29 protein-coding genes are annotated in these 24541 nt (G+C 72.5%); 10 read left to right on the forward strand and 19 right to left on the reverse strand.

Going from position 1 to position 24541, the window contains the following annotated elements:
• Positions 1-25: 25 nt before the first annotated feature.
• From E1262_RS15800 to E1262_RS15810, 3 genes are read right to left on the reverse strand one after another with little or no spacing between them, the layout of a single operon-like run.
• On the reverse strand, positions 26-439 hold the full coding sequence (locus E1262_RS15800) for a DUF488 domain-containing protein (RefSeq protein WP_132104100.1): 414 nt from the start codon (positions 437-439) through the stop codon (positions 26-28).
• Positions 440-448: 9 nt separating this feature from the next.
• On the reverse strand, positions 449-1201 hold the full coding sequence (locus tag E1262_RS15805; RefSeq protein ID WP_132104101.1) for an ABC transporter permease: 753 nt from the start codon (positions 1199-1201) through the stop codon (positions 449-451).
• Positions 1198-2196, reverse strand: coding sequence for an ABC transporter ATP-binding protein (locus tag E1262_RS15810; protein ID WP_132104139.1), 999 nt, complete (start codon positions 2194-2196; stop codon positions 1198-1200). The genes E1262_RS15805 and E1262_RS15810 overlap by 4 nt, the downstream gene beginning before the upstream one ends.
• Before the next feature lie 74 nt (positions 2197-2270).
• Here E1262_RS15810 and E1262_RS15815 point away from each other — a divergent pair, with 74 nt between their 5' ends.
• A complete protein-coding gene (locus E1262_RS15815) occupies positions 2271-3221 on the forward strand; it encodes a helix-turn-helix transcriptional regulator (RefSeq protein ID WP_203453916.1) in 951 nt (316 codons plus the stop codon).
• A 146-nt stretch (positions 3222-3367) separates the two neighbouring features.
• Here the strand turns inward: E1262_RS15815 and E1262_RS15820 are convergent, their stop codons facing one another.
• Entirely contained in the window at positions 3368-4042 is a 675-nt protein-coding gene (locus E1262_RS15820; RefSeq protein ID WP_132104102.1) for an O-methyltransferase, read from the reverse strand.
• Positions 4043-4156: 114 nt separating this feature from the next.
• Between E1262_RS15820 and E1262_RS15825 the strand changes: the two genes are divergently transcribed.
• Together E1262_RS15825 and E1262_RS30915 are read left to right on the forward strand one after the other, a co-directional pair.
• Entirely contained in the window at positions 4157-5068 is a 912-nt protein-coding gene (locus tag E1262_RS15825) for a DNA polymerase beta superfamily protein (protein WP_162605933.1), read from the forward strand.
• A gap of 85 nt (positions 5069-5153) precedes the next feature.
• Positions 5154-5309 carry a DUF6131 family protein gene (locus tag E1262_RS30915; protein WP_203453917.1) on the forward strand — a complete coding sequence of 52 codons (156 nt, stop codon included), beginning with the start codon at positions 5154-5156 and terminating at the stop codon, positions 5307-5309.
• Positions 5310-5325: 16 nt separating this feature from the next.
• Here E1262_RS30915 and E1262_RS15830 read toward each other — a convergent pair whose 3' ends face one another.
• A complete protein-coding gene (locus E1262_RS15830; protein ID WP_132104104.1) occupies positions 5326-5814 on the reverse strand; it encodes a GNAT family N-acetyltransferase in 489 nt (162 codons plus the stop codon).
• An 83-nt stretch (positions 5815-5897) separates the two neighbouring features.
• On the opposite strand from E1262_RS15830, the gene E1262_RS15835 reads away from it, so the two are divergent.
• A complete protein-coding gene (locus tag E1262_RS15835; RefSeq protein ID WP_132104105.1) occupies positions 5898-6884 on the forward strand; it encodes an aldo/keto reductase in 987 nt (328 codons plus the stop codon).
• 20 nt (positions 6885-6904) lie between these two features.
• Here E1262_RS15835 and E1262_RS15840 read toward each other — a convergent pair whose 3' ends face one another.
• A complete protein-coding gene (locus E1262_RS15840; protein WP_132104106.1) occupies positions 6905-7891 on the reverse strand; it encodes a hypothetical protein in 987 nt (328 codons plus the stop codon).
• A 93-nt stretch (positions 7892-7984) separates the two neighbouring features.
• Here E1262_RS15840 and E1262_RS15845 point away from each other — a divergent pair, with 93 nt between their 5' ends.
• On the forward strand, positions 7985-8533 hold the full coding sequence (locus tag E1262_RS15845) for a PH domain-containing protein (RefSeq protein ID WP_162605934.1): 549 nt from the start codon (positions 7985-7987) through the stop codon (positions 8531-8533).
• A gap of 24 nt (positions 8534-8557) precedes the next feature.
• Entirely contained in the window at positions 8558-9010 is a 453-nt protein-coding gene (locus E1262_RS15850) for a peroxiredoxin (protein WP_132104108.1), read from the forward strand.
• 5 nt (positions 9011-9015) lie between these two features.
• On the opposite strand, the gene E1262_RS15855 is transcribed toward E1262_RS15850, so the two are convergent.
• Positions 9016-9903 (reverse strand): ABC transporter substrate-binding protein, encoded by an 888-nt coding sequence (locus E1262_RS15855; RefSeq protein WP_132104109.1) that lies wholly within the window; start codon positions 9901-9903, stop codon positions 9016-9018.
• A 76-nt stretch (positions 9904-9979) separates the two neighbouring features.
• Here E1262_RS15855 and E1262_RS15860 point away from each other — a divergent pair, with 76 nt between their 5' ends.
• Positions 9980-10906, forward strand: coding sequence for an LppM family (lipo)protein (locus tag E1262_RS15860; RefSeq protein WP_132104110.1), 927 nt, complete (start codon positions 9980-9982; stop codon positions 10904-10906).
• A 66-nt stretch (positions 10907-10972) separates the two neighbouring features.
• Here the strand turns inward: E1262_RS15860 and E1262_RS15865 are convergent, their stop codons facing one another.
• From E1262_RS15865 to E1262_RS15875, 3 genes are all read right to left on the reverse strand, one after another.
• On the reverse strand, positions 10973-11659 hold the full coding sequence (locus tag E1262_RS15865; protein ID WP_132104111.1) for a YceI family protein: 687 nt from the start codon (positions 11657-11659) through the stop codon (positions 10973-10975).
• Between the two features lie 98 nt (positions 11660-11757).
• Complete coding sequence (locus tag E1262_RS15870) at positions 11758-12897, reverse strand: winged helix DNA-binding domain-containing protein (protein WP_132104112.1); 1140 nt, start codon at positions 12895-12897, stop codon at positions 11758-11760.
• Positions 12898-12946: 49 nt separating this feature from the next.
• Entirely contained in the window at positions 12947-15427 is a 2481-nt protein-coding gene (locus E1262_RS15875) for a phosphoketolase family protein (protein ID WP_132104113.1), read from the reverse strand.
• 131 nt (positions 15428-15558) lie between these two features.
• Here E1262_RS15875 and E1262_RS15880 point away from each other — a divergent pair, with 131 nt between their 5' ends.
• Positions 15559-15888, forward strand: coding sequence for a hypothetical protein (locus tag E1262_RS15880; protein WP_132104114.1), 330 nt, complete (start codon positions 15559-15561; stop codon positions 15886-15888).
• A gap of 5 nt (positions 15889-15893) precedes the next feature.
• Here E1262_RS15880 and E1262_RS15885 read toward each other — a convergent pair whose 3' ends face one another.
• The 7 genes from E1262_RS15885 to E1262_RS15915 form a co-directional block, all read right to left on the reverse strand.
• Positions 15894-16676, reverse strand: coding sequence for a DUF899 family protein (locus E1262_RS15885; protein ID WP_132104115.1), 783 nt, complete (start codon positions 16674-16676; stop codon positions 15894-15896).
• 116 nt (positions 16677-16792) lie between these two features.
• On the reverse strand, positions 16793-17671 hold the full coding sequence (locus E1262_RS15890; RefSeq protein WP_132104116.1) for a proline dehydrogenase family protein: 879 nt from the start codon (positions 17669-17671) through the stop codon (positions 16793-16795).
• Complete coding sequence (gene sigJ / locus E1262_RS15895; protein WP_203453918.1) at positions 17668-18537, reverse strand: RNA polymerase sigma factor SigJ; 870 nt, start codon at positions 18535-18537, stop codon at positions 17668-17670. Before sigJ ends, E1262_RS15890 begins: the two co-directional genes overlap by 4 nt.
• Positions 18534-18980 carry a carboxymuconolactone decarboxylase family protein gene (locus E1262_RS15900; RefSeq protein ID WP_132104117.1) on the reverse strand — a complete coding sequence of 149 codons (447 nt, stop codon included), beginning with the start codon at positions 18978-18980 and terminating at the stop codon, positions 18534-18536. Before E1262_RS15900 ends, sigJ begins: the two co-directional genes overlap by 4 nt.
• A 278-nt stretch (positions 18981-19258) precedes the next feature.
• Entirely contained in the window at positions 19259-19882 is a 624-nt protein-coding gene (locus tag E1262_RS15905) for a superoxide dismutase (protein WP_132104118.1), read from the reverse strand.
• Positions 19883-19996: 114 nt separating this feature from the next.
• Positions 19997-20653 carry an acVLRF1 family peptidyl-tRNA hydrolase gene (locus E1262_RS15910; protein WP_132104119.1) on the reverse strand — a complete coding sequence of 219 codons (657 nt, stop codon included), beginning with the start codon at positions 20651-20653 and terminating at the stop codon, positions 19997-19999.
• A 522-nt stretch (positions 20654-21175) separates the two neighbouring features.
• The gene (locus E1262_RS15915; protein WP_162605935.1) at positions 21176-21694 is read right to left on the reverse strand and encodes a DUF1990 family protein; all 519 of its coding nucleotides are present in this window, start codon (positions 21692-21694) and stop codon (positions 21176-21178) included.
• A 118-nt stretch (positions 21695-21812) separates the two neighbouring features.
• On the opposite strand from E1262_RS15915, the gene E1262_RS15920 reads away from it, so the two are divergent.
• Together E1262_RS15920 and E1262_RS15925 are read left to right on the forward strand one after the other, a co-directional pair.
• Complete coding sequence (locus tag E1262_RS15920) at positions 21813-22247, forward strand: carboxymuconolactone decarboxylase family protein (RefSeq protein ID WP_132104121.1); 435 nt, start codon at positions 21813-21815, stop codon at positions 22245-22247.
• Entirely contained in the window at positions 22244-23146 is a 903-nt protein-coding gene (locus tag E1262_RS15925) for an RNA polymerase sigma-70 factor (RefSeq protein WP_132104122.1), read from the forward strand. Before E1262_RS15920 ends, E1262_RS15925 begins: the two co-directional genes overlap by 4 nt.
• Positions 23147-23221: 75 nt before the next feature.
• Here E1262_RS15925 and E1262_RS31340 read toward each other — a convergent pair whose 3' ends face one another.
• Complete coding sequence (locus tag E1262_RS31340; protein WP_238992952.1) at positions 23222-23359, reverse strand: hypothetical protein; 138 nt, start codon at positions 23357-23359, stop codon at positions 23222-23224.
• A gap of 226 nt (positions 23360-23585) precedes the next feature.
• Positions 23586-24527 carry a phosphatase PAP2 family protein gene (locus E1262_RS15935; protein ID WP_132104124.1) on the reverse strand — a complete coding sequence of 314 codons (942 nt, stop codon included), beginning with the start codon at positions 24525-24527 and terminating at the stop codon, positions 23586-23588.
• Positions 24528-24541: the final 14 nt, after the last annotated feature.

Genomic DNA, 24541 nt, shown 5'->3' on the forward strand with positions numbered 1-24541 from the left:
CACGATCAGGACGCCCGGTCTCTGATCAGGCACGTCCCGCCGCGCTGAGCCGGTCGAGGACCGCCTGGCGGTGGCAGCGCGATTGATCCGCCTCGAGGCACAGCAGCGCCACCAGCCGGGCCGCCGACTCCTCGGCCAGCAGGTCCAGTGCCGCCTGGCCCTCAGGCTCGGCCAGCCGGTCGGCGTAGCGCTGCCGTGCAGCGTGGTCGCCCGCGGCGAACGGCACCCGGTTGTCCCTCGGGTTGCCCAGCGCCGGCAGGTGCACGTAGTCGATGCCGGCCGCCGCCAGCGCCGCGGCCAGGCCGCGCTTGGAGAAGCCGGCCTTGCGCGACATCGGTGTCAGCCGCACGTCGGCGACCAGCCCGACTCCGGACGCGGCGAGATCGGCCACGAAGGACTCGATGGTGTGCCCTTCGTAGCCGACCCCGATGACGCCCATGAAGCCAGGCTAGGACGAGCGGCGCATCGCCCGGGTGCCCACGGCCAGGCCGAGGACCGCGACGGCGACCGAGGCGACGACGGCGGCCAGCACGGTGGACGCCGGGAACTCGCCGTTGAACAGTGCCCGCTCGGCGTCGACGACGTAGGTCAGCGGGTTCGCACTGGACAGCGCCCGCAGCCAGCCAGGCCCGTCGTCGACCGGGAGCAAGATGCCGGCCAGCAGCAACAGTGGAAACAGCACCGTCTGCTGCACCGTCCAGAACAGCCACTCGGTGTTCTTCGACGCCAGCGCCAGCGTGTACGACAGCGCACCGAGCCCGACCGCCATGACGGCCAGGATCGCCACGCCGGCCGCCACGCCGCCGACGTGCAGATCGAAGCCGAACGGCGTGCAGACGGCGACGATGATCGCCGTCTGCACGATCATCGGGACGATCTCCTTCAGCGCCCGGCCGACGATCAGCGCCGGCCGCCGCAGCGGCGTCACCAGCGTCCGCTCGTGCGCGCCGGTCTGGATCTCGAACAGCAGGTTCGACCCGGTGAACGACGTGCTGAACAGGCATGACATCACCACGATGCCGGGCACGAACCACTGCAGCGCGGAGCCGCCCTCCACGTCGGGCAGCAGCGGCGCGAACAGCCCGAGGAACACCAGCGGCTGGATCATGCTGAACACGACGGAGAACGGGTCGCGCAGGACGGGCCGCAGCTCGCGGCTGAAGACGGTGACCGTGTCGGTGATCATGGTCGTGCCGCTCATGCCGCGACCTCCTCGGCGGTAACGGTGTCGGTGCCGGAGTTGCCGACGGCGCCCTCGCGCAGGCTGCGGCCGGTCAGGTTGAGGAACACGTCGTCGAGGGTGGGCCGGTTGACGGCGGTGGACTCGACGGCGATACCGGCGGCGTCGAGGTCGCGGATGATGCCCGGGACGAGCCGTGACCCGCCCGCCACCCGCACCTCGACCGTGGCGCCGGCGGCGGTGACGGCCGCGCCCGCGAGCGCGTCCAGGCGGGCGGCCGCGCGCGCCGCGTCGGAAGCGGACGCGAAACCGAGCGTGATGAGGTCGCCCGCGTGCTCGGCCTTGAGTCGGGCCGGGGTGTCGTCGGCGATGACGGTGCCGTGGTCGATGACGATGACCCGCTCGGCCATCGCGTCGGCCTCGTCGAGGTAGTGCGTCGTCAGCACGATCGTCGTGCCGTGCTCGGCGCGCAGCTTCAGGATGTGCTCCTGCAGGTTGGCCCGGTTCTGCGGGTCCAGCCCGGTGGACGGCTCGTCGAGGAACAGCAGCCGCGGCGCGTGGATGAGGCCCATCGCGATGTCCAGCCGCCGCTTCTGACCGCCCGAGAGCGACGACACCGGCCGGTCCGCCACGGCGGCCAGGTCCAGTGACGCGATCAGCTCGGCCGCCCGTGCCCGCGACTCGCGCACGCTCATGCCGTACGCCCGGCCCTGGCTGACCAGCTCGTCCCGGCCGCGCTGGCTGTGCGCGGCGCCGTTGCCCTGGCCGATGTACCCGATGACCCGGCGCACTTCGCGCTGCTGTACGACGACGTCGTAACCGGCGACGGCCGCGGTGCCGGAGGTCGGCGGGATCAGCGTCGTCAGCATGCGCAGCGTCGTCGATTTCCCGGCGCCGTTCGGCCCGAGGAGGGCGACCAGTTCGCCCTCCTCGACCTGCAGGTCTAGTCCGCGAACGGCCTTGACCGTTTGCTTCTTCACGGTGAAGTGCCTGGTCAGACCGCTGGTCTGAATCATGGTGGCGTTCATGGAAACCACGCTAGAGTCCATTCAGGCCACTTTCTGACCTCAATAGCGAGGACTCTGGAGACATGGCGAACACGAGTGCCCGGATGCTCCGGCTGCTGTCACTGCTGCAGACGCACCGGTACTGGCCGGGGGAGGAGCTGTCCGGGCGGCTGGGCGTCAGCCCGCGCACGCTGCGCCGCGACGTCGACCGGCTGCGCGAGCTCGGCTACCCGGTCGACGCGACCCGTGGCGTCGCCGGCGGCTACCAGCTGCAGGCCGGCGCCGCGCTGCCCCCGCTGCTGCTCGATGACGAGGAAGCGGTGGCCATCGCGGTCAGCCTGCGCACGGCCGCGGGCGGCGCCGTCAGCGGCATCGAGGAGACGTCGGTGCGGGCGCTGACCAAGGTGATCCAGGTGCTGCCGCCGCGGCTGCGCCGCCGGGTCGACGCGCTGCACACGTACACCGTCCCGTCGGTCCCGGGCGACGGGCCGCGCGTCGACTCCGACGCGCTCACCGTCATCGCGCAGGCCTGCCGCGACGACGAGCGGCTGCGGTTCCGGTACACGTCCCGCGACGGCACGGCCACCGGCCGGCTGGTCGAGCCGTACCGGCTGGTGTCGCGCGGACGCCGCTGGTACCTCGTCGCGTGGGACGTCGAGCGGCACGACTGGCGCACGTTCCGGGTCGACCGGCTCACCGACCCGGTGGCGACGGGCCAGCGGTTCCGCCCGCGCGAGTTGCCGGCCGAGGACGCCGCCACGTTCGTGCACGAGCGGCTGGCCGCCGTGCCGACCCGCTACCGCGTCGTCGTCGATGTCGATGCACCGGCCGCCGAGCTGGAGAAACAGGTGTGGACGTGGGGGACGGTCGAGCCGACCGGCCCCGCCTCCTGCCGGCTCACGATGAACGTCGACACGCTCGACTGGCCGGCCTTCCTCCTGGCCTCCGCCGGCGCCGAGTTCGACGTCGTCGAGCCGGCCGAACTGCGCGACTACCTCCAGGAGGTGGGCGAGCGGTTCGTCCGGTCGGCCTGACCGCTCAGGCCAGGCTCCAGCCCGGGCCGCCCTCCTCGACGACGGTGGATGGTCGGAGCTCACCGTAGGGATCGGCCAGGAGGCGGCAGAAGGGACGTATCGAGGATTCATCGACCCGTCGAGCGGCGGTCGCGGAACGTTCGCCGTCAGAGGGAGGTGGTCACCACCGCAAGTAGGAAGCCGTCGTAGCCCTTGGCGCCGACGGTCTGGACGGCGGTGGCGGTGAGCCGCGGCTCGGTGGAGAGGTACTCGAAGAGCCGCCGAGTGCCGTCGACGGACGCGTCGCCGGTGGTGGCGTCGATGACCCGGCCAGCACGGACGACGTTGTCGACGACGATGACCGTGCCACGCCGGGCCAGCCGCAGTGCCCAGCCGACGTAGTCGACGTTGCTCGGCTTGTCGGCGTCGATGAACACGAGGTCGAACGGGCCGGCGCCCTCGGCCCGCAGCTGGGGGAGGGTGTCCAGCGCCTTGCCGACCCGCAGGTCGACGCGGCCGGCCAGCCCGGCCCGGGCGAGGTTGACGGCCGCCACCTCGGCGTGCGCGGGGTCGGCCTCCAGCGTCACCAGCCGGCCGTCGTCGGGCAGCGCCCGCGCCAGCCAGATGGTGCTGTAGCCGCCAAGCGTGCCGATCTCGAGGACCCGCCGGGCGCCCGCGATCAGCGTCAGCAGGTGCAGGAACTTGCCCTGGTTGGGTGCCACGTTGATGGCCGGCAGGCCCGCCGCGTCGCTGGTGCGCAGCGCCTCGTCGAGGACCGGATCGGGTGGGAGCAGATGCTCGCCGAGATACCGGTCGACCGCCGTCCACTGCTGCTCGCTCACGACATCAACCTACCGGCGGCGCCAGTACCTGCCGATACCAATGATCCGGTCCAAACGGTTGAAACCCGGTGGATCGTCGGACGGGCGATCATCTGCCGGGCGAAAATGGTCGTCATGTCTCGCCTGAGCGCCCCTACGCGAGTCCCCGCCGGCACGCAGGTCGTCGTGCACGGCACCGCGGCCGACGCCGGCCCGGGGACCGGCCGCGGTCTCGTCGGCCGCGTCGTCCGCGAGGCCGACGGCACGTACACCGTCGCACTGACCGACGGCCGGCTGGTCGACGCCGCACCCGACCAGCTGAGCACGCTCGCCGACCCGCCCACCGAGTTGCCCGAGCCGGTCGGCTCCGGTGTGCCCGACGACCTGGTGGTCACGCGCATGCTGTACGCCGCCGCCGTCGGCCACCAGCCCGCCGACCCCGGCGCCGAGCCGACGGTGCGCGCCGTCTTCCAGGCGCCCACGGCCGCGTTCTGGTCGCTGCGCAAGCCGCCGGAGCAGGTGGCCGGGCCGGGTGTGTCCTGGCTGTCGTGGGAGGTCGAGCAGTTCTGCCGGCTGGCCCTCGACGCCGACCCGGTCTGCCTGGAGCTGCTGTGGTCGCCTCGGCGCGTGTGGGTCAGCGACATCGGCCGCGAGCTGCTGGACCTGCGCCCGGCGTTCCTGTCGCAGACCATCTCCGCCGCCTACGCCGACCACGTGCTGGCCGGGTTCACCCGGCTGGCCGGTGACGACGAGCCGGACGACGAGCAGGCGGCCGCCGCGGCTGACCTGCTCCGCCTCTTCCTCGACGGCCAGGCCCTGCTGCGCACGGGCGACGCCGGCGTCCCGTCTGGCGAACACCGCGAGCGGCTGGCCGCCGTCCGGGCCGGTGCGCTGCCCTGGGAGCAGGTGGACGCCTACCGGCTGGAGCTGCAGCAGCAGCTCGACGAGGCGGCCGCGGTGTCGTTCCTGCCGCCCGGTCCCGACACCGCGCGGGTGGACGCCTGGCTCAGCGACCTGCGCCGCCGCGACCTCGACGCGACGTCGTAGGGCCGTCGCCCCGATTGGACGCCGATGTGCCGGGTAAGTGCCGGTACGTCACGAAAGTTCGATGATGGGGACGAATGGAGCTGGGATGATCATCCTGGGTGTCGTTCTGCTGCTGATCGGATTGCTCACAGGCGTGGGCATCCTGACGACGATCGGCATCATCCTGCTGATCGTCGGTGCGCTGCTGTACGTTCTGGGCGCCGTCGGGCGCCCGCTGGCCGGGCGCAGGCACTACTGGTAGCACCGCCGGCCGGGGGCTACAGGCGGCGGTGCATGATGTGCAGCCCGACGTAGCCGTGGACCGGGTGCTGGAAGCCCTCCGGTAGCGTCCCGATGACCTCGAACCCGAGCGATCGCCACAGCGCGACCGCCCGGGTGTTGGTCTCGACCACCGCGTTGAACTGCATCGCGCGGTATCCGGCGGCGCGCGCCCAGTCGAGGACGTGCTCGCCGAGGGCGCGGCCGACGCCCTGACCGGAGTGCTCCGGCGCGACGATGAAGCTGGCGCTGGCGATGTGCGACGCCGGCCCCATGTGGTTCCGGTTCATCTTCGCCGAGCCGAGCACCGTCCCGTCGTCATCGACCGCGACGACCGTGCGGTCGGGCGGCTCCAGCAGCCAGATCCGCCGGCCGGTCTCGGCGTGGAGGTCGCGCGGCAGCGTGTACGTCTCGCCCGCCGCGACGATCTGGCGCAGGATCGGCCAGATGGCCGGCCAGTCGTCGGCCCGGGCATCCCTGATCTCCATGCGGCGAGCCTATGCGGCGTCGCGTCCATCGAGGCACACCTGCCCCGCTGATGCCGTCCGCTCCACGGCTAGGGTCCCGTTTCATGGAGACGAGGCAGCTGGGACGGACCGGCCGGCAGGTCGGGGTAGTCGGGTTCGGGGCGTGGCAGATCGGTGCCGACTGGGGCACCGTCGACGACGACGCCGCCCTGGCCGCGCTGGAGGCGGCGGTCGACGCCGGGGTGACGTTCGTCGACACCGCCGACGTGTACGGCGACGGTCGCAGCGAGCGGTTCGTCGGCGAGCTGTTGCGCCACCGGCCCGACGCCGGGCTCACCGTCGCGACCAAGCTGGGCCGGCGCGCGAAGCCGCACGTGGCCGACGCATACACGCTCGACGCGTTCCGGGCCTGGACCGACCGCAGCCGCGAGAACCTCGGCGTCGACACGCTCGATCTCGTGCAGCTGCACTGCCCGCCGCCCGAGGTGTACTCGCGTGACGCCGTCTTCGAGGCGCTGGACACGCTGGTCGAGGAGAAGCGCGTCGCGGCCTACGGGGTCAGCGTCGAGACCTGCGGCGAGGCGCTGGCCGCGCTGGCCCGGCCGGGTGTGGCCAGCATCCAGATCATCCTCAACTGCTTCCGGCAGAAGCCGCTGGACGAGGTGCTCCCGGCGGCGGCAGCGGCCGGTGTCGGCATCGTCGCCCGGGTGCCGCTGGCCAGCGGGCTGCTGTCCGGCCGCTACGACGCGTCGACGACGTTCGGCCAGAACGACCATCGCACGTTCAACCGCGCGGGCGAGGCGTTCGACGTGGGCGAGACGTTCTCGGGCGTCCCGTTCGAGATCGGCGTCGGAGCCGCCCGCGAGATTGCCGCATTGACCCCGCCGGGCGCCACCACGGCGCAGCTCGCGCTGCGCTGGATCCTCGACCAGCCTGGCGTCTCCGTCGTCATCCCCGGCGCCCGCAACCCGGAGCAGGCCGCCGCGAACGCCACCGCGGCCGGACTCGCGCCGCTCGACGCGTCGACGATGGCGGCCATCCGGCGCGTCTACGACGAGCGGATCCGGCCGCTGGTGCACGACCGCTGGTGAGGCCGCCGCGGCTCGGCGGGTCACGACAGCGAGCCCGGGCCCGCTTCACCGCCGCTTGGTACGCCGCCTCGGGCGGGTCCGACCCGGGGAGCGACGTCGAGCAGCGACGGCGCGAACGCGTCGGCCAGCCGCGCCAGGGCGGCGCGGTCGTCGGCGGGCACGTGCGGACGGTGCCGGAGGTACAGGCCGACCTGCTGGTCGCCCATCCAGAGGTAGATGCCGCCGGCCCGCATGTACACGCCGTTGTCGCGCAGTCCGCCGACGTCGATCGTCTCGGCGCCCGGCCGCTCCGCCGACCACATGCGGCCCACCTCGTCGCCGTAGCCGCGGATCGTCGCCGACAGGATCTCGCGGCCGGCGGACCACTCGCACCGCAGCTCGTCGACGGTCTGCCGGTCGCGGCGTGTCTCGGCCGGCGCGCCCAGCACCGCTTCGGCCTGCGAGGTGACGGCGTCGCAGGCGGGCTCCGTGCCCAGCTCGGGCGCCGGGGCCAGGTCGGGCAGCCGCGGCAGCACCAGCTCGGCCAGCTGGATGGCGTTCTCGTCGCCGCCGCCCTGGACGCGCAGCACTCGTTCGTCGTCGTAGACCTGCAGGAAGCCCGCCCCGACGAAATGCGCAGCATCGCCCAGGCCGGTCAGTTCGGTGCTCGGGCCGAGGCCGTCGATGACGAACCTGGCCAGCATCTCCCGGTGCTCACCGGGCGTCACCGGGTCGATGGAGACCTGGAGCAGGAACGGGACCAGCGGACTGGTGGTGGTGCCGTGGTCGACGGTGATCTGGCAGCTGTCGAAGGAGGTGGGACCGACCGGGCCCGCATAGTCCGTCAGCTCGATCCGCATGCCCGCGTAGATGGAGCGGACCTCGTCCTCGCTGATCAGGTCGCACACGCGGGTGGCGGCCGGCGCCGCACCGGCCTTCGCGCCGGACAGTCCACCGGCGGTCTCGGCCTCGGCGCCGCAGCAGGTGAGCAGCACGAGAACGAGAGCCGCACTCGGCCGCAGCCGCATCCGCATCACCGCCCCTGTATCGCCGACGCATATAGAGGATGACGCATCGGTGGGTCAGAACGGTTGCATCAGCAAATGTGCCAGGATCGTCCCGTGACGAATGCGGTGGTCCTGCGGCACTCGCTCGGCCGGGCGGTCGCCGTCGCCGGCTGGCTCGCCGCGCTGGGCTGGCTGGTGGCGTCGTGGCCGCCGGACGGCCGCGGCCTGCTGTTCGCCGCCGCCGCGAGTGGCCTGTTGTGGGTGGTGTGCTGGCGGCCGGCGGTGGTCATCGACGACGCCGCCGTCACCGTCCGCAACCCGCTGCGCGACGTACGCATCGGGTGGTCCGCCCTGGACGAGGCCGGCTTCGGCTGGTCGCTGCAGCTGCGCGCCGGCGAGCTCAGCTGCCGAGCGGTCGCGGCACCCGGCCCGGCCTCGATGTCCGCCCTCTACGACCGGCACGTCACCCCGGGCGGAGTGCTGGAGCGCGACGCCGTCATGCGGGCCGGGCAGCGACCGGCACCGGCCCTGCTGGCGGTGCGGCAGCGCTGGGAGGCGCGCCGGTCCCAGCCGTCGGGCGGGGTGGTGGTGCCGGCCGTCGCGAACATGGCCGTGCTGGCGGCGTCGCTGGTCCTGCTGGTCACGGCGGCCGTCCTGGCCTGACCACGGCGATGGCAGGATGGTGGGATGGATGTGGGTGACGCCGTCGACGACTTCGTCCTGCCCGACCAGTCCGGCACCCCGCGCCGGCTCAGCGAGTTGCTGGCCACCGGCCCGGTGGTGCTGTTCTTCTATCCCGCCGCCATGAGCCGCGGCTGCACGGCCGAGGCCTGCCACTTCCGCGACCTCGCCGCGGAGTTCGCGGCCGCGGGCGCGCAGCCGGTCGGCATCAGCGCCGATGCCGTCGAGAAGCAGCAGGCGTTCGACGCCGGTCACGACCTCGGGTTCCCGCTGCTCAGCGACCCTAGCCGCACCGTGGCGGCGCAGTTCGGCGTCAAGCGGCGGCTCGGCGTGGTACCGGTGAAGCGGCAGACGTTCGTCATCGGCACCGACGCGCGCGTGCTCGGGGTGGTCCGCAGCGAGCTGGCCATGGAGAAGCACGCCGACCAGGCGCTGGACATCCTTCGCGCCGCCGCCTGAGCTCGTCAGGCGATCCGCCGCGCCACGGCCGGGTCCGGCTCGCCCGCGGCGTCCGGGTGCAGGACCGCCGCCAGCGCCTCCACGCCGTCGACCAGCCGCGGGCCGGGCCGGGCGAACGACGCGTTGGCGTCCACCGCCCAGATGGGCACGGCGGGCAGCCGGCCGTCGCCGACCAGCTCGGCCGCCAGCCGCGCGGACTCGTCCAGACCGTAGCCGCACGGCGCGCAGACGACGACGTCGGCGCCGCAGGTCGCCAGCGCGTCCGGCGTGATGCGGTAGGAGCGCTCGCCGGAGCGGCCCAGCACCGATGTGCCGCCCGCCGCCGTGACCATGTCCGGGACCCAGTGTCCCGGCGCGAATGGAGGGTCGGTCCACTCCAGCACCATGGTGGGCACCGGCGGCCGGTGCGCGACCTTCGACCGGACGACGTCGAGGCGACTCGTCAGCTCGCGCACCAGCTCGTCGGCCCGAGCATCCGCGCCGACCGCGGCGCCGATGCGCCGGACCGACTCGAGCACCTGGCCGAGGTCCTGCGGGTCGATGGTGAGCACGTCGGCGGTGCAGTGCAGGTGCGCCAGCGCGTCGCGGACCTCGGTGACGTCGACGGCGCACACCGCGCAGAGGTCCTGGGTGACGACGAGGTCGGCGTCCAGCCCGGCCAGCGCGCCCTCGTCGAGGTGGTAGAGGTCCTCGCCGGCAGCCACGCGCTCCGCCACCAGCCGGTCGATCTCCGCCGGGCCGAGGCTATCCGGCAGCGTGCTGGTCGAGACGATGCGCTTGGTCCGTGCCACCGGCGGGTAGTCGCACTCGAACGTCACGCCGACGACGTCGTCGCCCGCGCCGAGCGCGAACAGGATCTCCGTCGTCGACGGGAGCAGCGACACGATCCGCATCCCTCCACGGTATTCGGAGATCCCAGGTCCCGTCCGGAGGTGCCGAAACGATGATCGTTGTGCCAGGCTGCGGGCCATGACTCGAACGAGACCTGTGCGCGCTCTGACGGTGGCCGCGACGGCGCTGCTGCTGACCGGGTGCATCAAGATGGATATGCAGCTGGACGTGAGCGAGAACGACACCGTCGCCGGCGACATCGTCCTCGCCCTCAGCCGCGACGTGTCCGCGATGGCCGAGGCGATGGGCGAGGACCCGAGTGCGGCCTTCGGCGAGCTCGGTCAGGACCTGCCCGAGGGCACGGAGGTCGAGGACTACGAGGATGACCGGTTCGTCGGCCAGCGCTACGTCTTCGAGGACCTCCCGCTGTCGGAGTTCTCCGAGGTGCAGGAGTTCAGCATCGCCCACGAGGGCGACGAGATCGTCGTCGACGGCAGCCTCGACATGACCGAGATGGATCCGGAGGCGCTGGCCGGCGAACTCGGCGGCGACGCCGGTGAGCTCGGCGACATGGACCAGCTGATGGAGTCGCTCGAGATGAGCGTCAGTATCACCTTCCCGGGCGAGGTCACCGAGCACAACGGCGAGCTCGACGGCACCACCGTCACCTGGGCACCGGTCCCCGGCGAGGTCAACGAGATCAGCGCCCGGTCCGCCGACTCCGGCGGCGGGGGCGGCGACGGCATCCCGGTGTGGATCTGGATCCTCATCGTTGTCGTGGTGCTGGGCCTCGCGGCGCTGCTGTTCTTCCTGTCGCGCAACCGTGACCAGGCTCCGCCCGTCGACGCTGCGGCGGCCGGCGCGGCCCCGCCGCCGCCCGGTGCCGCCCCGTTCGCACCGCCGAGCGGCGGTGAGGCGCCGGCGCAGCCGACCACCCCGCTCCCGGCCCAGCCCGACGCACAGCCGCCCGCCCCGCCGGCCGAGCCGGCCACCGAGGAGCAGCCGCGGCCGCCGGCCGAGGGCGATCAGCCGGAGCCACCGGCCCCGCCGGCCGCGCCGCGCTGATCCGGCGCGCACATCGACGACGGCGCCGGTCGGACCGCTTCGCGCGGTGCGGCCGGCGCCGTCTCGTCAGCTCCGGCTGAGGGTCAGCAGGAACTCCACCGTCCCGTGGTCCTCGACACGCACGAAGCCGAGGTTCGGCGGATCGACCTCAAAGTCGGCGAACTGGATCTCGCCGGAGCCGGCCACCTGGACACCGTCGCCGGAGCGCTGGACGTCCAGCTGCACCTCGATCGACTGCGTGACGTCGCGAACGGTGAGGTCGCCGGTCGCCGTCACGCTGATCGGGCCGCCGGCGTCCAGGCCGTCCAGCGGCACCGGCGACGTCAGCGTGAACGTCGACGTCGGGAACTGGTCGGTCTGCATGATCGGGCCGCGGAACTGGCCGTCGCGGCTGCCGCTGTCCGTGGTGATGGTGGTCATGTCGACGGTGATCTCGCCCTCGGTCGCCTCGCCATCGGCCACCGTGATCTGGCCGGTGACGTCGCTGGTGCGGCCGACGACGGTGTTGTCCTGGCCGTTGAGCACCTCGTCGACCCGGTAGCCGGCCTCGGACCCCTCGGCCACCGTCCAGGTACCGCTGAGGTCGGTGTCGCCACCGGACGCGGGCGGTGCCGACGTCTCCAGCGTCAGCGGCGCGGGCGCGTCGTCGCTGATCACGTTGATGTAGAGATACGTGCCGCCGATCACGACCAGCACGAGCGCGGCCAGGGCGCCGACGCCGATGACCACGCGGCGGCGGGTGAGCACGGACATCCGGTCGACCTCCAGGCAAGTGGGTGTACCTGCTAGTTGTACGAGAAACTCGGCGGCCTGGATGGTGGTTCCGGAAGTCGCGCCCGGTCACACATCGGTCAGCGGGGGAGAAACCGGATCTCTGCCGAGGGCAGACCGGCCCACCAGCGGTCGTAACGGCGGTACACCGCCGGGTCGCGGTCGGCGAGCAGCGCGGACAGCGCCGCTGCCTCCGTCGCCAGCCCCTCCCAGTCGGCGGCGCGCAGCGGCCGGAACGCGGTGGCCTCGATGCCGGCGTCGACCGGCCGCCACACACCCGCGACGAAGCCGTCGACCAGCAACGTGGGCAGGGTGTCGCCGTTGCTGCGGGTGACCAGCTTGCGGTATTCGGGCGGGATGACGCGGCCGCGGTCGGCGTGGACGAGCAGGACGCTGTCCCACATCGGCAGCAGCCGCGGCGGCGCCGGGACGTCCTCGTCCGGCCTCGCCGCGCCGGGCAGGTCGTAGACCACCGTGCCGTCTGGGCCCTCGAAGCGGGTCAGTTCGCCGGCGACGGCCTCGACGGCGGCCCGGGCCGGCGGGCGGTTCAGCATTCCGAACTGGGCGAAGTCGGCCATCGAGACCGGCCCGAACGCGGCCACGTAGCGGCGGAACAGGTCCGCCAGCGCGGCCGCGGCGCTCTCGGTGTCGGCGATGGCTGGCGGGTCGGCGGCCGCCACGTATGACGGGCGGGTGCCGAACGACCACGGCGGGCCGGTGGGCGCGTGCTGCACCGGCCCGAACTGCCGCAGAGCCCACCACAGCCCCTTCATCGGCGCGCCGTGCCGCTCGGTGAGCCACGCCTCGCACTCGGGCCCGCTGCGCGGCGTGGCGAGGAACTCCAGCAGACCGGGGATGGCGGCCTCGGCGTCGGCGTGGTTCAGCCCGGTCACCCGGAACCGGGGGTCGTTGAGGCGCGCCGCCCGCAGCGTCGGCTGCATGGCCTGCTGGGTGGACGGGTAGTCGCCGGCGGGCAACGCGTGCAGGGTGATGCGCATCAGCGTCGCCTTGACCAGCGTGCGGCCGGCGAACGCGGCGTCGAGCTCGGCGGGGTCGAACCCCTCGAGCCGATTCCACAGCGCGATGTACGGCGACGCGGGATGCTGCGCCTGCAGCGCGACCAGCCGCCGGACCGCGTCAGTGACGTCGAGGGACGCGCGGTCCAGCAGCAGCTGCCGGGCCAGGGTGGCGCGGTTGAGCGCCCGGGCGGTCAACGCCATGGCGGCATTGTGCCGCGTGACACCGACAGCCAGGGCGCCGTGAGCCGTGTCAGCCCTCGGTGCGTTCGCCCTGCACCGGCCCCGGCGTCGCCTCGAAGTCGGCCGCGGTGTCGTCGCCCGCCGCGCCCGGCAGCCCGCGGGCGCGCGCGTCGGGCCAGGCCCACCCGGCCACCTCCGGGATGTCGGTGCCGTGCTCGCGGGTGTACAGCCGCGCCCGCAGCCGCGCGTCGGCCATCCGCTGCCGCAGCACGGCGTACTCGCTGCCCAGCCCCGGCACGCGGTCGATGACGTCCATGACCAGGTGGTACCGGTCGAGGTCGTTGAGCATCACCATGTCGAACGGCGTCGTGGTGGTGCCCTCCTCCTTGTAGCCGCGGACGTGGATGTTGTCGTGGTTGGTGCGCCGGTACGTCAGCCGGTGGATCAGCCACGGGTAGCCGTGGTAGGCGAACACGACCTGCTTGTCGCGGGTGAACAACGCGTCGAACTCGGTGCTGCTCAGCCCGTGCGGGTGCTCGCGCTCGTCCTGCAGCCGCATGAGGTCGACGACGTTGACGACGCGGACCCGCAGCTCCGGCAGGTGCTGGCGCATGAGGTCGACGGCGGCCAGCGTCTCGATCGTCGGCACGTCTCCGGCGCAGGCCATGACGACGTCCGGCTCGCCCTCGCCGCCGTCGGTGCTGGCCCACTCCCAGATGCCGATGCCGCGGGTACAGTGCGCGATCGCCTCGTCCATGGTCAGCCACTGCGGCCCGGGCTGCTTGCCGGCGACGACGACGTTGACGTAGTCGCGGCTGCGCAGGCAGTGGTCGTACGTCGACAGCAGCGTGTTCGCGTCCGGCGGCAGGTAGACCCGGATGACGTCGGCCTTCTTGTTCACGACGTGGTCGATGAAGCCCGGGTCCTGGTGCGAGAAGCCGTTGTGGTCCTGCCGCCACACGTGCGACGACAGCAGATAGTTCAGCGACGGGATCGGGGCCCGCCACGGGATCTCGCGGGTCACCTTCAGCCACTTGGCATGCTGGTTGAACATCGCGTCGATGATGTGGATGAACGCCTCGTAGCAGCTGAACAGCCCGTGCCGCCCGGTCAGCAGGTAACCCTCCAGCCAGCCCTGGCACTGGTGCTCGGACAGCATCTCCAGCACCCGGCCGGTGGGCGAGAGCGAGTCGTCGGTGCTCAGCGTCTCGCCCAGCCAGCGCTTGCCGCCCGCGTCGACCGCGGCGGAGAGCCGGTTCGACGCCGTCTCGTCCGGCCCCATGATGAGGAAGTTCGCCGGGTTCGCCGTGACGACGCCGGCCAGCCACTCGCCCAGCACCCTGGTGGGCTCGGCCACCACGCCGCCCGGCACCGGGACGTCCACGGCGTACGCGCGGAAGTCCGGCAGCCGCAGGTCATCGGTGAGCACCCCGCCGTTCGCGTGCGGGTTCGCGCTCATCCGCCGCGGCCCCGACGGCGACAGCTCGCGCAGGTCGGGGCGGAGCCGGCCGTCGTCGTCGAACAGCTCCTCGGGCCGGTAGGAGCGCATCCACTGCTCCAGGAGCCGGGTGTACTCCTTGTTGCCGCGGACCGCGCTCATCGGCACCTGGTGCGCCCGGTAGGTGTTCTCGACGAGGTGGCCGTCGACCTCGTGCGGCCCGGTCCAGCCCTTCGGCGTCTTGAACACGACGACGGGCCAGGCCGGCCGCTCGCGCAGGGTGCCGTCGCGCGCGTCGCGCTGGATCGTGGCGATGTGGTCCAGCACCTGGTCCAGCAGCGTGGCGAACCGGCGGTGCACGGACAGGTGGTCCTCGTCGTCGAAGCCGCCCTCGAACCAGTACGGCGTGTGGCCGTAACCCGTCAGCAGTGCCTCGAGCTCGCCGCGCGGGATGCGGGCCAGCACCGTCGGGTTGGCGATCTTGTATCCGTTGAGGTGCAGGATCGGCAGCACGGCGCCGTCCGTCGCGGGGTTGAGGAACTTGTTGCTGTGCCAGGCCGTCGCCAGCGGCCCGGTCTCGGCCTCGCCGTCGCCGATGCAGGCTGCCACCGTCAGCCCGGGGTTGTCGAACGCGGCGCCGTAGGCGTGCGACAGCACGTAGCCGAGCTCACCGCCCTCGTGGATCGAGCCTGGCGTCTCCGGCGCGACGTGGCTCGGGACGCCGCCCGGGAACGAGAACTGCCGGAACAGCTCGCGCAGCCCGGCCTCGTCCTCGCCGACGTTGGAGTAGACCTCGCTGTAGGTGCCGTCGAGCCAGGCCGCCGACACCAGCGACGGGCCGCCGTGGCCGGGCCCGGAGAGGTAGATCATGTCGAGATCGCGCTCGACGATCGCGCGGTTCAGGTGCGCGTACAGGAAGTTCTGGCCGGGCGAGGTGCCCCAGTGCCCGAGCAGGCGTGGCTTGACGTGCTCGGCCCGCAGCGGCTCGCGCAGCAGCGGGTTGTCCAGCAGGTAGATCTGCCCGACGGAGAGGTAATTGGCGGCCCGCCACCACGCGTCGATGCGGGTGAGCAGGGCGTCGTCGATGGTCTCGGTGCTGGCCTCGTCGAGCATCGGCGCCGCTCCTTCGGTCGGTCTGCTCGTCAAGCACCAGCATGTACCCGGGAGCCCTGGAGTCATACACGTTTCTCAGGTCCGTCTCCGGATGTTCTCAGGAAGGACGGAGAGGATCGCAGCATCGGACGATGACCTCACAGGAGGCGGCCATGTACGCGATCCCCACGGCGGCACAGATCCTCGGCGTCACCCCGGCGGCCCTGGAGGCCGCCCTCGAGCACGGCGAGACCATCCGCAGCCTGACGATCGCCTGCGGTCACGACCCGGACCTGATGACCGAGGCGATCGTCGACGCGGAGACCGCCGACGTCGTCGCGCTGGCCGACATCGCCGGGTTCGGGCCCGATGCGATCGCCGAGTTCGCCCGCGAGCTGCGTGCCTACCTGGTGGCGTTCGTGAGTGACGGCCAGCACGTGGCCGACCGGCTGTTCGAGACCCGCACCCTGCAGCCGGTCTGACCGCGTCAGTGGTGGTGACCGTGCCGGCCGAGCGTCTCCACGGGGGTCGCGCCGGGGCGGGTCCACTGCGGTACGGGTCGGCTGGTCGGACCCCAAGTAGCGGTTCCGTCGGCGTCCGAGCGCCAGTACCAGCATGCGTGCCGGCCTTCGGGCCGGCCCTCGGGGTTGTCCTCCCACGCCTCGCCGCGGCCGAAGGGCGTCATGTCGAGCAGGCCGAAGGACCCGTTGGCCGGCTCGGTGCCACGGCCCGTCGTGGAGTAGGTGAGGAACGCGCGGTCGCCGTCGCGCAGGAAGCAGGTGAAGGAACCCATGCTGCCGCCGACGGGCGGCTCGACGTCGCGCACGGAGTACCAGGGCTGGGTGTAGCCCATGAACTCGACGTAGGAGGCCACCTCGTCCCACCTGCCCGTGGTCAGGACGGCGAACGAGACGCCGCGGGCGTTGAGGTAGACGGCGTCCTTGAGGTGCCAGGCCGCGTAGGTGCAGCCCTCGCACTGCCCCTGGTGCGGTGCGCCGTCGTGCCACATGTGCTTGTAGACCACGAGCTCGTCGCCGCTTTGGAACAGGTCGAGGAACGGGACCGCGCCGTCGGCTCCGACGACCTCGACCGTCCCGTCGAACTCCACCATCGGCAGCCGGCGGCGGGCCGCGGCGATGGCGTCGCCCGCGCGGGTGTGGGCCTTCTCGCGGACCAGCAACTCGTCACGGGCGGCCTGCCAGGTGGTGAGGTCGGCGATGGGCCGGCGGCCGGGCGGCTGGGTGGCCGGGTCGTGCGGCGTGGTCGTCATGTGTCCTCCGTGGTGTCTCGTGCCGGGCAGCGTCGTACGCCGTCCGACGACGGTCACGGGAACAGACTCGCGGCCGGGCCGGAACTCATCGCGGGAGGGCGCTGAGCCAGTGCGCGTCAGGCGCCTTGGGACTCGGCGACCCGGCGCATCCAGTACCGGAACCAGTTGTCGCCGTAGGGCGCGTAGATCCGGACGGGGACGCCGCGCGCGGCCAGCTCGTGGGCGTCGTCCTCGCGGACGCCGAGGAGCATCTCGACGCCGGCGCCGGGCAGCGCCTCGAGCAACGCCTCGCGCAGCACGCGGTCGTGCGTCGCCAGGACCGGCGCGCTGCCGGCCGCGTGCACCTGGTGGGCCAGCCGCACGAATGCGACGCCGGTCTGCTCACCCCACGGGTAGGCGACGTCGGCGGATTCCAGGTACGCACCCTTGACCAGCCGGATCGGCACCCCGGCGGCGAGCAGCCGGTCGACGTCGCCGGGGCTTCGGCGCAGATTCGCCTGCACCGTCGCCAGCAAAGGCGCGCCCGCCGCGGCCAGCGCCACGGTGAGGTCCATGATGTGCGGCGTGCGGTGGCTCTCCTCGGCGCTGATCTCCAGTCGCGATCCGGCCGGCAGGATCTCGACCAGCTGTTCCACGTGCCGGCGGCAGGCCTCCAGGCCGAGGTCCAGGCCCAGGTGCGACGGCACGATCTCGAGGTACACGTCGCCGTCGACACCGGCCAGTGCCGCGGCCGCCGCGTGGTAGCCGCGCACGGTCTCGGCCAGCGCGTCCTCGTCGGCGGCGCCCTCGCCGAACAGGTCGAGGCTGACCGCCAGGCCGGCGCCGGTGAGCCGCCGGACCGTCTCGAGCGCCTCGTCGAGCGTGACGCCGGCGACGTAGCGCCGGGCGGCGGAGTAGGCGAGGTCCTGGGCCGGCGCGATCGCTCGGACCAGCGACTCGACCTCGGTACTGGTGGCCAGCGCGTAGAGCGCTCGCCGGGTCAGCGATGCGATCACGTGGCCGACGGTAACAGGCCCAGCCCGGCCAGCTTCTCCGGGTTGACGACGAGGAAGACGGCGCTGATGTGGTCGCCGGCGACGCTGAACGTCAGCGCCTGCGGGCCGTTCAGCGCGATGACGGCACCCGGTGCGCCGTTGAGCTCCACCAGCTCGTAGCCCGGGCGGTGCCGGGTGTGGATGCCGGCGAAGAACCGGGCCACGCGGTCGCCGCCGCGTACCGGGTTGCGGGCCGCCCTGGCCCGGCCACCGCCGTCGGACCAGGCGACGACGTCGTCGTGCAGTAGCGAGCGCAGCGTGGCGAGGTCGCCCTCGCGCGCGGCGACGAGGAACCGTTCCAGCAGGACGGCGTGTTCGCGGCGGCTCGGCGCGAACCGGCGGTCGCCGGCCAGCCGGGCGGCGGCGCGCCGGTGCAGCTGGCGGCAGTGCTCCGGCGTACGCCCGAGGATGTCCGCGATCTCCCTGTACGGCAGGTCGAACGCGCTGCGCAGCACGAACACCGCCCGCTCCACCGGGTCCAGCCGCTCCATCAGGTACAGCGTGGCCGTGGACACCGAGTCGCGCTGCTCGACCGTCTCCAGCGGGTCGAGCGGCCAGGCGGCCGTGGCCACCGGTTCCGGCAGCCACGGCCCCACGTATCGTTCGCGCGCCCTTCGCTCGCGCAGCCGGTCCAGCGCGAGCCGCGTCACCGTCCGGGACAGGTAGCGGCGCGGCTCGCGGACGGCGGACCGATCGACCTCGCGCCAGCGCAGGTAGGCGTCCTGCACGACGTCCTCGGCGTCGCCGGTGGAGCCGAGCATGCGGTACGCCAGCCCGAGCAGCATCGGCCGGTGCCGCTGGACCTCGGCGGCGGTCGTGTCGGTCACACCGTCGCCGGCGCCGGGGTCCTCGTCGGGACGTTGATCCGGTTCCAGACGTTGATGGTGGCGATCGTCAGCAGCACGTCGGCCAGCTCCCGCTCGGTGAAGTGCTTCTCCGCGGCGTCCCAGACGTCGTCGGGCACCCCGCCGTCGTCGGCCAGCCGCGTGACGGCGTCGGTGAGAGCCAGCGCCGCCCGCTCCCGCTCGTCGAAGAACGGCGCGTCCTCCCAGGCGCCGACGGCGAACAGCCGGCGGGAGTCCTCGCCGTCGGCCAGGGCGTCACGGCTGTGCATGTCGACGCAGAAGGAGCAGCCGTTGATGATCGAGGCGCGCAGCTCGATCAGCCGCATGAGGGTGTGGTCGACGTTGGCCTTGATGTACTCCGACAGCCCGTACACCGCCCGGTAGCCCTCGGGCGTCGTGGCAGGGACATTCAGGCGTCGCGTCATGGTCGTTCCTCTCGGTGCCGGTGGTTCGCGTCACCGAGACGACGGAGAAGGACGGGCGCGACGTGACGGAAACGGGTGTGAGGCCGTGCACACCGGCGCCTGCGCTCAGAATCCGAGCAGGAGACCCGCGAGCACCGACGCATAGCCGAGGCACAGCGCGACGACGGCGATCCTCACGCTGGTGCCGCGCCGGCTGGGCAGCGGCGGCGGTTTGAACACGCGGGCCTCCGGTCGGTCGAGGGCGCCGGCCGGCTGCCGGCGCCCTCTCGCAGAACGGGTCAGGGCGTGATGAGCCCCGAAGTCTTCGTCCGGGCCGCCTCGAACCGCGCGGCGACGTCCGGCCAGTTGACGATGTTCCAGAACGCCGCCACGTAGTCGGGCTTCACGTTCTTGTACTGCAGGTAGAACGCGTGCTCCCACATGTCGAGCATGAGCAGCGGGACGGTGCCGGCGGCGAGGTTGCCCTGGTGGTCGTAGAGCTGTTCGATGACCAGCCGCTGGCCGATGCTCTCCCACGCCAGGATGGACCAGCCCGAGCCCTGGATGCCGAGCGCCGCCGCGGTGTAGTGCGCGCGGAAGCCGTCGAACGAGCCGAAGAACTCGTCGACCGCGGTGCCCAGCTCACCGTCGGGGCGGTCGCCGCCCTCGGGCGACATGTTGTTCCAGAAGACGGTGTGGTTGACGTGACCGGCGAGGTTGAAGGCCAGGTTCTTCTGCAGCTGGTTCACCGTGTCGAGCTTGTTGGTGGCACGCGCCTCCTCCAGCTGCTCGAGAGCGGTGTTCGTGCCGGCGACATACGTCTGGTGATGCTTGGAGTGGTGGAGCTCCATGATCTGACCGGCGATGTGCGGCTCGAGCGCACCGTAGTCGTAGGGGAGATCCGGCAGAGAATAGACAGCCATGCTTGTGAGCTTCCTCTCGACGACATCGTCAGGCCCGGGACCTGTCACTGGCTAACCTACGCCTGCCCATCGGACGCGACCAGCGACGGCCCGGACTCGGCGGTGTCGCCCTGATCACGGTGCGATGTCCGGCTCGGAGACGGTGATCCGGATCGCCCGGAATGTGGCCGGCGTCGCCTCGAGGACGGCCCGTTTCGGGTCCGGCACGGCCAGGTGTGGCAGGCCGGCGGAGCGGTCGCGGAGCGCGGCCAGCGCCATCAGCCGGCGGTCGGCGAGCACGTGGTCGACGGCGGCGCGGTCGCCACCGGTGACGACGGCGTCCAACTCGGCCGCGTGCGGCAGCAGCACCCGCGCGGCGACGTCGGCGGCGGCCTCGAACGCCTCGCGGGCCTGCTTCTCACGCCGCCGGGCGAACCGCTGCTGCGACTGCCCGCCGGCGGCCGTCCGGCCCTGCACGTGCCGTGAGCCCACCTTCGACGTCACCAGCGCGGAGCCGTGGAAGACGCCGGCCGCGTAGCCGCCGCGGCGGACCAGGAGCACGCCGACCCGGCGGTCGCGGGCCGCGTGCGCGAGCAGGCCGCTGTACGGCTCGGCGCCGTCGGGCCGCAGCGGCGGGAACGGGACAGCGCAGCTCGCGACCGCTCCGTCCGCGGCCTGGACGACGACGGCGTCGGGACCGGCGCGGTGTGTGGCGGCGCCGTGCCGCCGGGCGAAGCCGGCCAGCCAGGATTCCAGCCGTTCCGGAGGGATGGTGAGCACGCGATCGGGCATGCCCACGAGGATGCCCTGCCGACCAGGGGAGCGGAGGTTGCGACCCCGGCCTCCGCAGCGAGCCGGGGCCGCAACCGGTACCCGAGCACTGCCATGGGCCCGAAGGCTCGGCGGCGCTTGCTCGCCCCGGCCTCTGTTCAGGATGCCACGGCATTCGTCGAATGGACCGTGATGTGAACTGGTCTGGGACCCCGGGCGTCAGCCCGGCGTCATCGCTGGACCCTTCGGTCCGGTTGTCGACCGCCGGAAGGGCGAGACAGCACCGGTGACCGGCACGATCTCACTTCGATACCTACACCATAGCGGACCGATCGTCGAGGTCCAGGTCACGTTCACCGACTGATCATCTCGCCGGACGCTCAGCGGAGCAGCGCCAACCACCGACAGCCTTCCCCGTTGATCTTGGAGTTGTTCGGCCATTGCGGGGCGATATGTCCGATAGATGGCCGAACAACTCCAAGATCAACGGGGGCGGGGCCGATCACGGCCGCAGGCGTTCACGCCACCGCACGACGTCGCAGGTCAGCGAGGTGCGCGTTCGGCGATGCGACGGGCCGCGGCGACGTAGCGGCGGGTGGCGATCGCCTGCGCGGCGCGGGTGAGCGGCCCGCCGAGGCGGGCGTACCAGGCGGCCGCGCGGCTGAACGCCGTCACCGTGAACCAGACGTCGTCGTGGTCGTCGAGCTCGACGACGAAGGACTCCTCGCCGCGCTCCGGGTGACCGGGCAGCGTCCCGTAGGCATATCCGCCCCGGCGGTCCTCGTCGAGCACCCAGACCACCTTGCACGGGATCCGCAGGAGCCGCACGGGGCCGAGCCCCAGCGTGCTGGTCACCCGGACGCCCGCCGCTGCCCGCGGCTGTGACGTCGTGACGCGCAGGCCGATGCTGCGATGCAGGTCGAACGTGACGACGCCCTCGACCACGGCGGCGAAGGCGGCCCGGCCGTGGCCGACGCGCTCACGGACCCGGGCGTGGTGGTAGCCGGGCGGCAGCGGCCCGCCGTCGGCGGTGGCGCCGACCTCGGGATAGGTGAAGGACATCACCGGCGACTCTGCCACAGGCCAAGGCCGACCGCGAGGTCCCAGGCGGGCGGTGAGTTCCACGAGGGAAGGGGATCCAGGCATGTCACAATCGCGCGCCGGTGCGTGTCTGGTGGGCATGGCACGTATCTCGCTCGCACCGAAGCCCACCCTGGGCTACCGCCTGGTCCGGTTCGTCCTGCGCCGCCGCTATGGCGTCATGCTGGATCCGGTCGCCGCGGCCGCCCACCAGCCCTGGGGCGACTTCGGCTACTGGGCGAGCCACCACGCCGGCGTCGACCCGGCCGAGCTGCGCGCGGTGACCCACTGGCGCGACAGCGACCTCTACTCTGCACTGGAGCGCCGGGTGATGGCCTACCCCGGGGCCATGACCGCCACGCCGCCGGAGGTGACCGACCAGATGGTGGCCGAGCTGCGGGTCGACCTCCGCGACGCCGAGCCGGTCGAGCTGACGGCGACAGTCGCGCTGGAGGACCTGCGCAACCGCAACAACGCCGCGCTCGGGCTGACCGGCCAGGGGTTCAAGGACCGCTGCGAGGTGCCGGCACCATGACCGACGATCCGTTCCAGCGGCATCGCGGGCTGCTGTTCACCGTCGCCTACGAGCTGCTCGGCAGCGTCGCCGACGCCGAGGACGTCGTGCAGGACACCTGGCTGCGCTGGTCCGCCGCCGACCGCTCCGACGTCGTCGAGCCGAAGGCGTACCTCGTGCGCATCGCGACCCGGCTGGCGCTGAACCGGCTGCGCACGCTGCGGTCCCGGCGCGAGACGTACGTCGGGCCGTGGCTGCCCGAGCCGCTGGCGACCGGTCCGGACGCGGCCGGGCGCGTCGAGCTGACCGAGGACGTCTCGATGGCGATGCTGGTGGTCCTGGAGACGCTCACGCCGATCGAGCGGGCGGTGTTCGTGCTGCGTGAGGTGTTCGGGTTCGCGCACGCGGAGATCGCGACGGCGCTGGACCGCAGCGAGGCGTCGGTGCGGCAGGTCGCGCACCGGGCCCGCGAGCACGTCCAGGCGCGGCGGCCGCGCTTCGACGCCGACCCGGAGCAGCGGCGCGCCGTCACCGAGCGGTTCCTGCGCGCCACCGCCGAGGGGAACCTGGCCGAGCTGCTGGAAGTGCTGGCGCCCGACGTCGTCATGGTGAACGACACCGACGGGAAGACGCGTGCGGCCCGCCGCCCGATCGTCGGCAGGGACAAGGTGGCACGGCTGCTCACGGGCGCGGTGGTCCGCGCCGAGCTGGCCCTCTACCAGTGGGAGTACGCGGAGCTCAACGGCGAGCCGGGCGTCGTCGGCTGGCGGAACGGGCGCCTCGACGTGGCGGGCCTCATCGAGACCGAGGACGGCCAGGTCGTGCGGCTGCTGGCGTTCCGGAACCCGGATCGGCTGACCGGTGTGCGGCGCGCGTGGGATGAACGTCCCGCCCCGGCCGACCGGCATGGCGGATATTGACACAACCCGATGCCGGGCGGCCGGATGCCGGGACGTTTAGGTGGTGTTTTACGGCTATTTCAGAATGGCGACGGCTCAGAGCCGGGTCACCTTCGGGTTCGGCAGAGCGATGCGGCGTACCGCGGTGCCGAAATCGACGTGTACCTCGTGGTCGCCGGGCACGCTGACAACGCGGCCAAGACCGTGACGGTCATGAGTGAGCAGGTCATTCACGGAGAACTTCTCGACGGGGGGCGGTGCGATGGGGCGGAACGGACTCGAAGGAAAAACAGGCCTCGCGGCCGGTGTACGAGAGGTCATTCCGTCAGTCTGCCGCTCGGGAGAGCCGTTGTGTAGCCCTCTTTGGAAGACTATGTCAACTCTTGACCATCAGTTCGGCGGGCAGCGTTGAACACCTGTTCCCCGTCGTCCGGCACGCTGCCGTGACAGCACCGAACGGCTAGGACACGGTGTCGGAGACCCGCGTCGAGACGGCTCGGGCGGAGGCCGGACGAGCAGCCTGCGGCGGGCGGCTGGCGATCTGATGCGCGACCAGGACCGCGGCGAACGCGAGCGCCGTCGCGGCCACGACGCCGAGCGCCGCGCCCACGTACGCCGTCGCCAGGTCCGACCGCTCGGTGACCGCGCCGGCGGTGTTCAGCATGTCGCGGGTGCGCAGCAGCGCCGACGCGGCCATGGCGCCGGCGACGCCGGCCGCCGCGACGAACAGACCCGTCACGACCGCCGTCGGGGCGTTGCCGACCGGCGGCGACGGCATCCGCTCGGGGCTGCTCAACGAGGTGAGCACGGTCGCCAGCCCGGCCCAGGCCAGCACGACCGTGACCGCGGCGACGACGTCGGACGGCCGGTGCCAGCCGCCGACCATGGTCGAGACGCCGGTGACGGCGGTGTGCCCGGCGCCGACGATCGCGACCGCCGGCCGGGCCCGCCGGGGCACCACCAGAACCAGTGCGGCCGCGACGCTGGCCGCGACCGTGGTGTGCCCGCTGGGCAGCGAGTTGCCCAGCGGCCCGGTGTCATCGGCCAGACGCGGCCGGTCGAGGACGACGCGCTTGAGCACTTGGGTGGTGAGGTTGGCGCCGCCGACCAGCACGATGACCTGCAACGCCAGCAGCCACCGTTGCCGCAGCAGCGCGATCAGCGCCACGGCGCCGAGCACCACCACGACGAACGGCACCGACACGACGTCGAGCACTCGCTCCGCGCCGGACCACAACGTGGACCGGCCGATCCCGGAGCCGCGGAACGCGACCTGATCGATCCGCTGCCCCACGGCGGTGTCGACGAACCACCGCCAGATCGCCCAGGTGCCCAGGGTGCCGGCCACGAACATCAGCAGGCCGAGGACGACACCTCCGGGCCGGGGCGGGTAGGGGCGCATGCTCCGAGGGTAGT

Source organism: Jiangella aurantiaca (assembly GCF_004349105.1).
Lineage (GTDB): Bacteria > Actinomycetota > Actinomycetes > Jiangellales > Jiangellaceae > Jiangella > Jiangella aurantiaca.

Bases quoted from the DNA above. Each gene is read 5' to 3' on its own strand.
- E1262_RS15800 (WP_132104100.1), bottom strand. From the start codon at position 439: ATGGGCGTCATCGGGGTCGGCTACGAAGGGCACACCATCGAGTCCTTC.
- E1262_RS15805 (WP_132104101.1), bottom strand. From the start codon at position 1,201: ATGAGCGGCACGACCATGATCACCGACACGGTCACCGTCTTCAGCCGC.
- E1262_RS15810 (WP_132104139.1), bottom strand. From the start codon at position 2,196: ATGATTCAGACCAGCGGTCTGACCAGGCACTTCACCGTGAAGAAGCAA.
- E1262_RS15815 (WP_203453916.1), top strand. From the start codon at position 2,271: ATGGCGAACACGAGTGCCCGGATGCTCCGGCTGCTGTCACTGCTGCAG.
- E1262_RS15825 (WP_162605933.1), top strand. From the start codon at position 4,157: ATGTCTCGCCTGAGCGCCCCTACGCGAGTCCCCGCCGGCACGCAGGTC.
- E1262_RS30915 (WP_203453917.1), top strand. From the start codon at position 5,154: ATGATCATCCTGGGTGTCGTTCTGCTGCTGATCGGATTGCTCACAGGC.
- E1262_RS15830 (WP_132104104.1), bottom strand. From the start codon at position 5,814: ATGGAGATCAGGGATGCCCGGGCCGACGACTGGCCGGCCATCTGGCCG.
- E1262_RS15835 (WP_132104105.1), top strand. From the start codon at position 5,898: ATGGAGACGAGGCAGCTGGGACGGACCGGCCGGCAGGTCGGGGTAGTC.
- E1262_RS15840 (WP_132104106.1), bottom strand. From the start codon at position 7,891: ATGCGGCTGCGGCCGAGTGCGGCTCTCGTTCTCGTGCTGCTCACCTGC.
- E1262_RS15850 (WP_132104108.1), top strand. From the start codon at position 8,558: ATGGATGTGGGTGACGCCGTCGACGACTTCGTCCTGCCCGACCAGTCC.
- E1262_RS15855 (WP_132104109.1), bottom strand. From the start codon at position 9,903: ATGCGGATCGTGTCGCTGCTCCCGTCGACGACGGAGATCCTGTTCGCG.
- E1262_RS15860 (WP_132104110.1), top strand. From the start codon at position 9,980: ATGACTCGAACGAGACCTGTGCGCGCTCTGACGGTGGCCGCGACGGCG.
- E1262_RS15865 (WP_132104111.1), bottom strand. From the start codon at position 11,659: ATGTCCGTGCTCACCCGCCGCCGCGTGGTCATCGGCGTCGGCGCCCTG.
- E1262_RS15870 (WP_132104112.1), bottom strand. From the start codon at position 12,897: ATGGCGTTGACCGCCCGGGCGCTCAACCGCGCCACCCTGGCCCGGCAG.
- E1262_RS15875 (WP_132104113.1), bottom strand. From the start codon at position 15,427: ATGCTCGACGAGGCCAGCACCGAGACCATCGACGACGCCCTGCTCACC.
- E1262_RS15880 (WP_132104114.1), top strand. From the start codon at position 15,559: ATGACCTCACAGGAGGCGGCCATGTACGCGATCCCCACGGCGGCACAG.
- E1262_RS15885 (WP_132104115.1), bottom strand. From the start codon at position 16,676: ATGACGACCACGCCGCACGACCCGGCCACCCAGCCGCCCGGCCGCCGG.
- E1262_RS15900 (WP_132104117.1), bottom strand. From the start codon at position 18,980: ATGACGCGACGCCTGAATGTCCCTGCCACGACGCCCGAGGGCTACCGG.
- E1262_RS15905 (WP_132104118.1), bottom strand. From the start codon at position 19,882: ATGGCTGTCTATTCTCTGCCGGATCTCCCCTACGACTACGGTGCGCTC.
- E1262_RS15910 (WP_132104119.1), bottom strand. From the start codon at position 20,653: ATGCCCGATCGCGTGCTCACCATCCCTCCGGAACGGCTGGAATCCTGG.
- E1262_RS15915 (WP_162605935.1), bottom strand. From the start codon at position 21,694: ATGTCCTTCACCTATCCCGAGGTCGGCGCCACCGCCGACGGCGGGCCG.
- E1262_RS15920 (WP_132104121.1), top strand. From the start codon at position 21,813: ATGGCACGTATCTCGCTCGCACCGAAGCCCACCCTGGGCTACCGCCTG.
- E1262_RS15925 (WP_132104122.1), top strand. From the start codon at position 22,244: ATGACCGACGATCCGTTCCAGCGGCATCGCGGGCTGCTGTTCACCGTC.
- E1262_RS15935 (WP_132104124.1), bottom strand. From the start codon at position 24,527: ATGCGCCCCTACCCGCCCCGGCCCGGAGGTGTCGTCCTCGGCCTGCTG.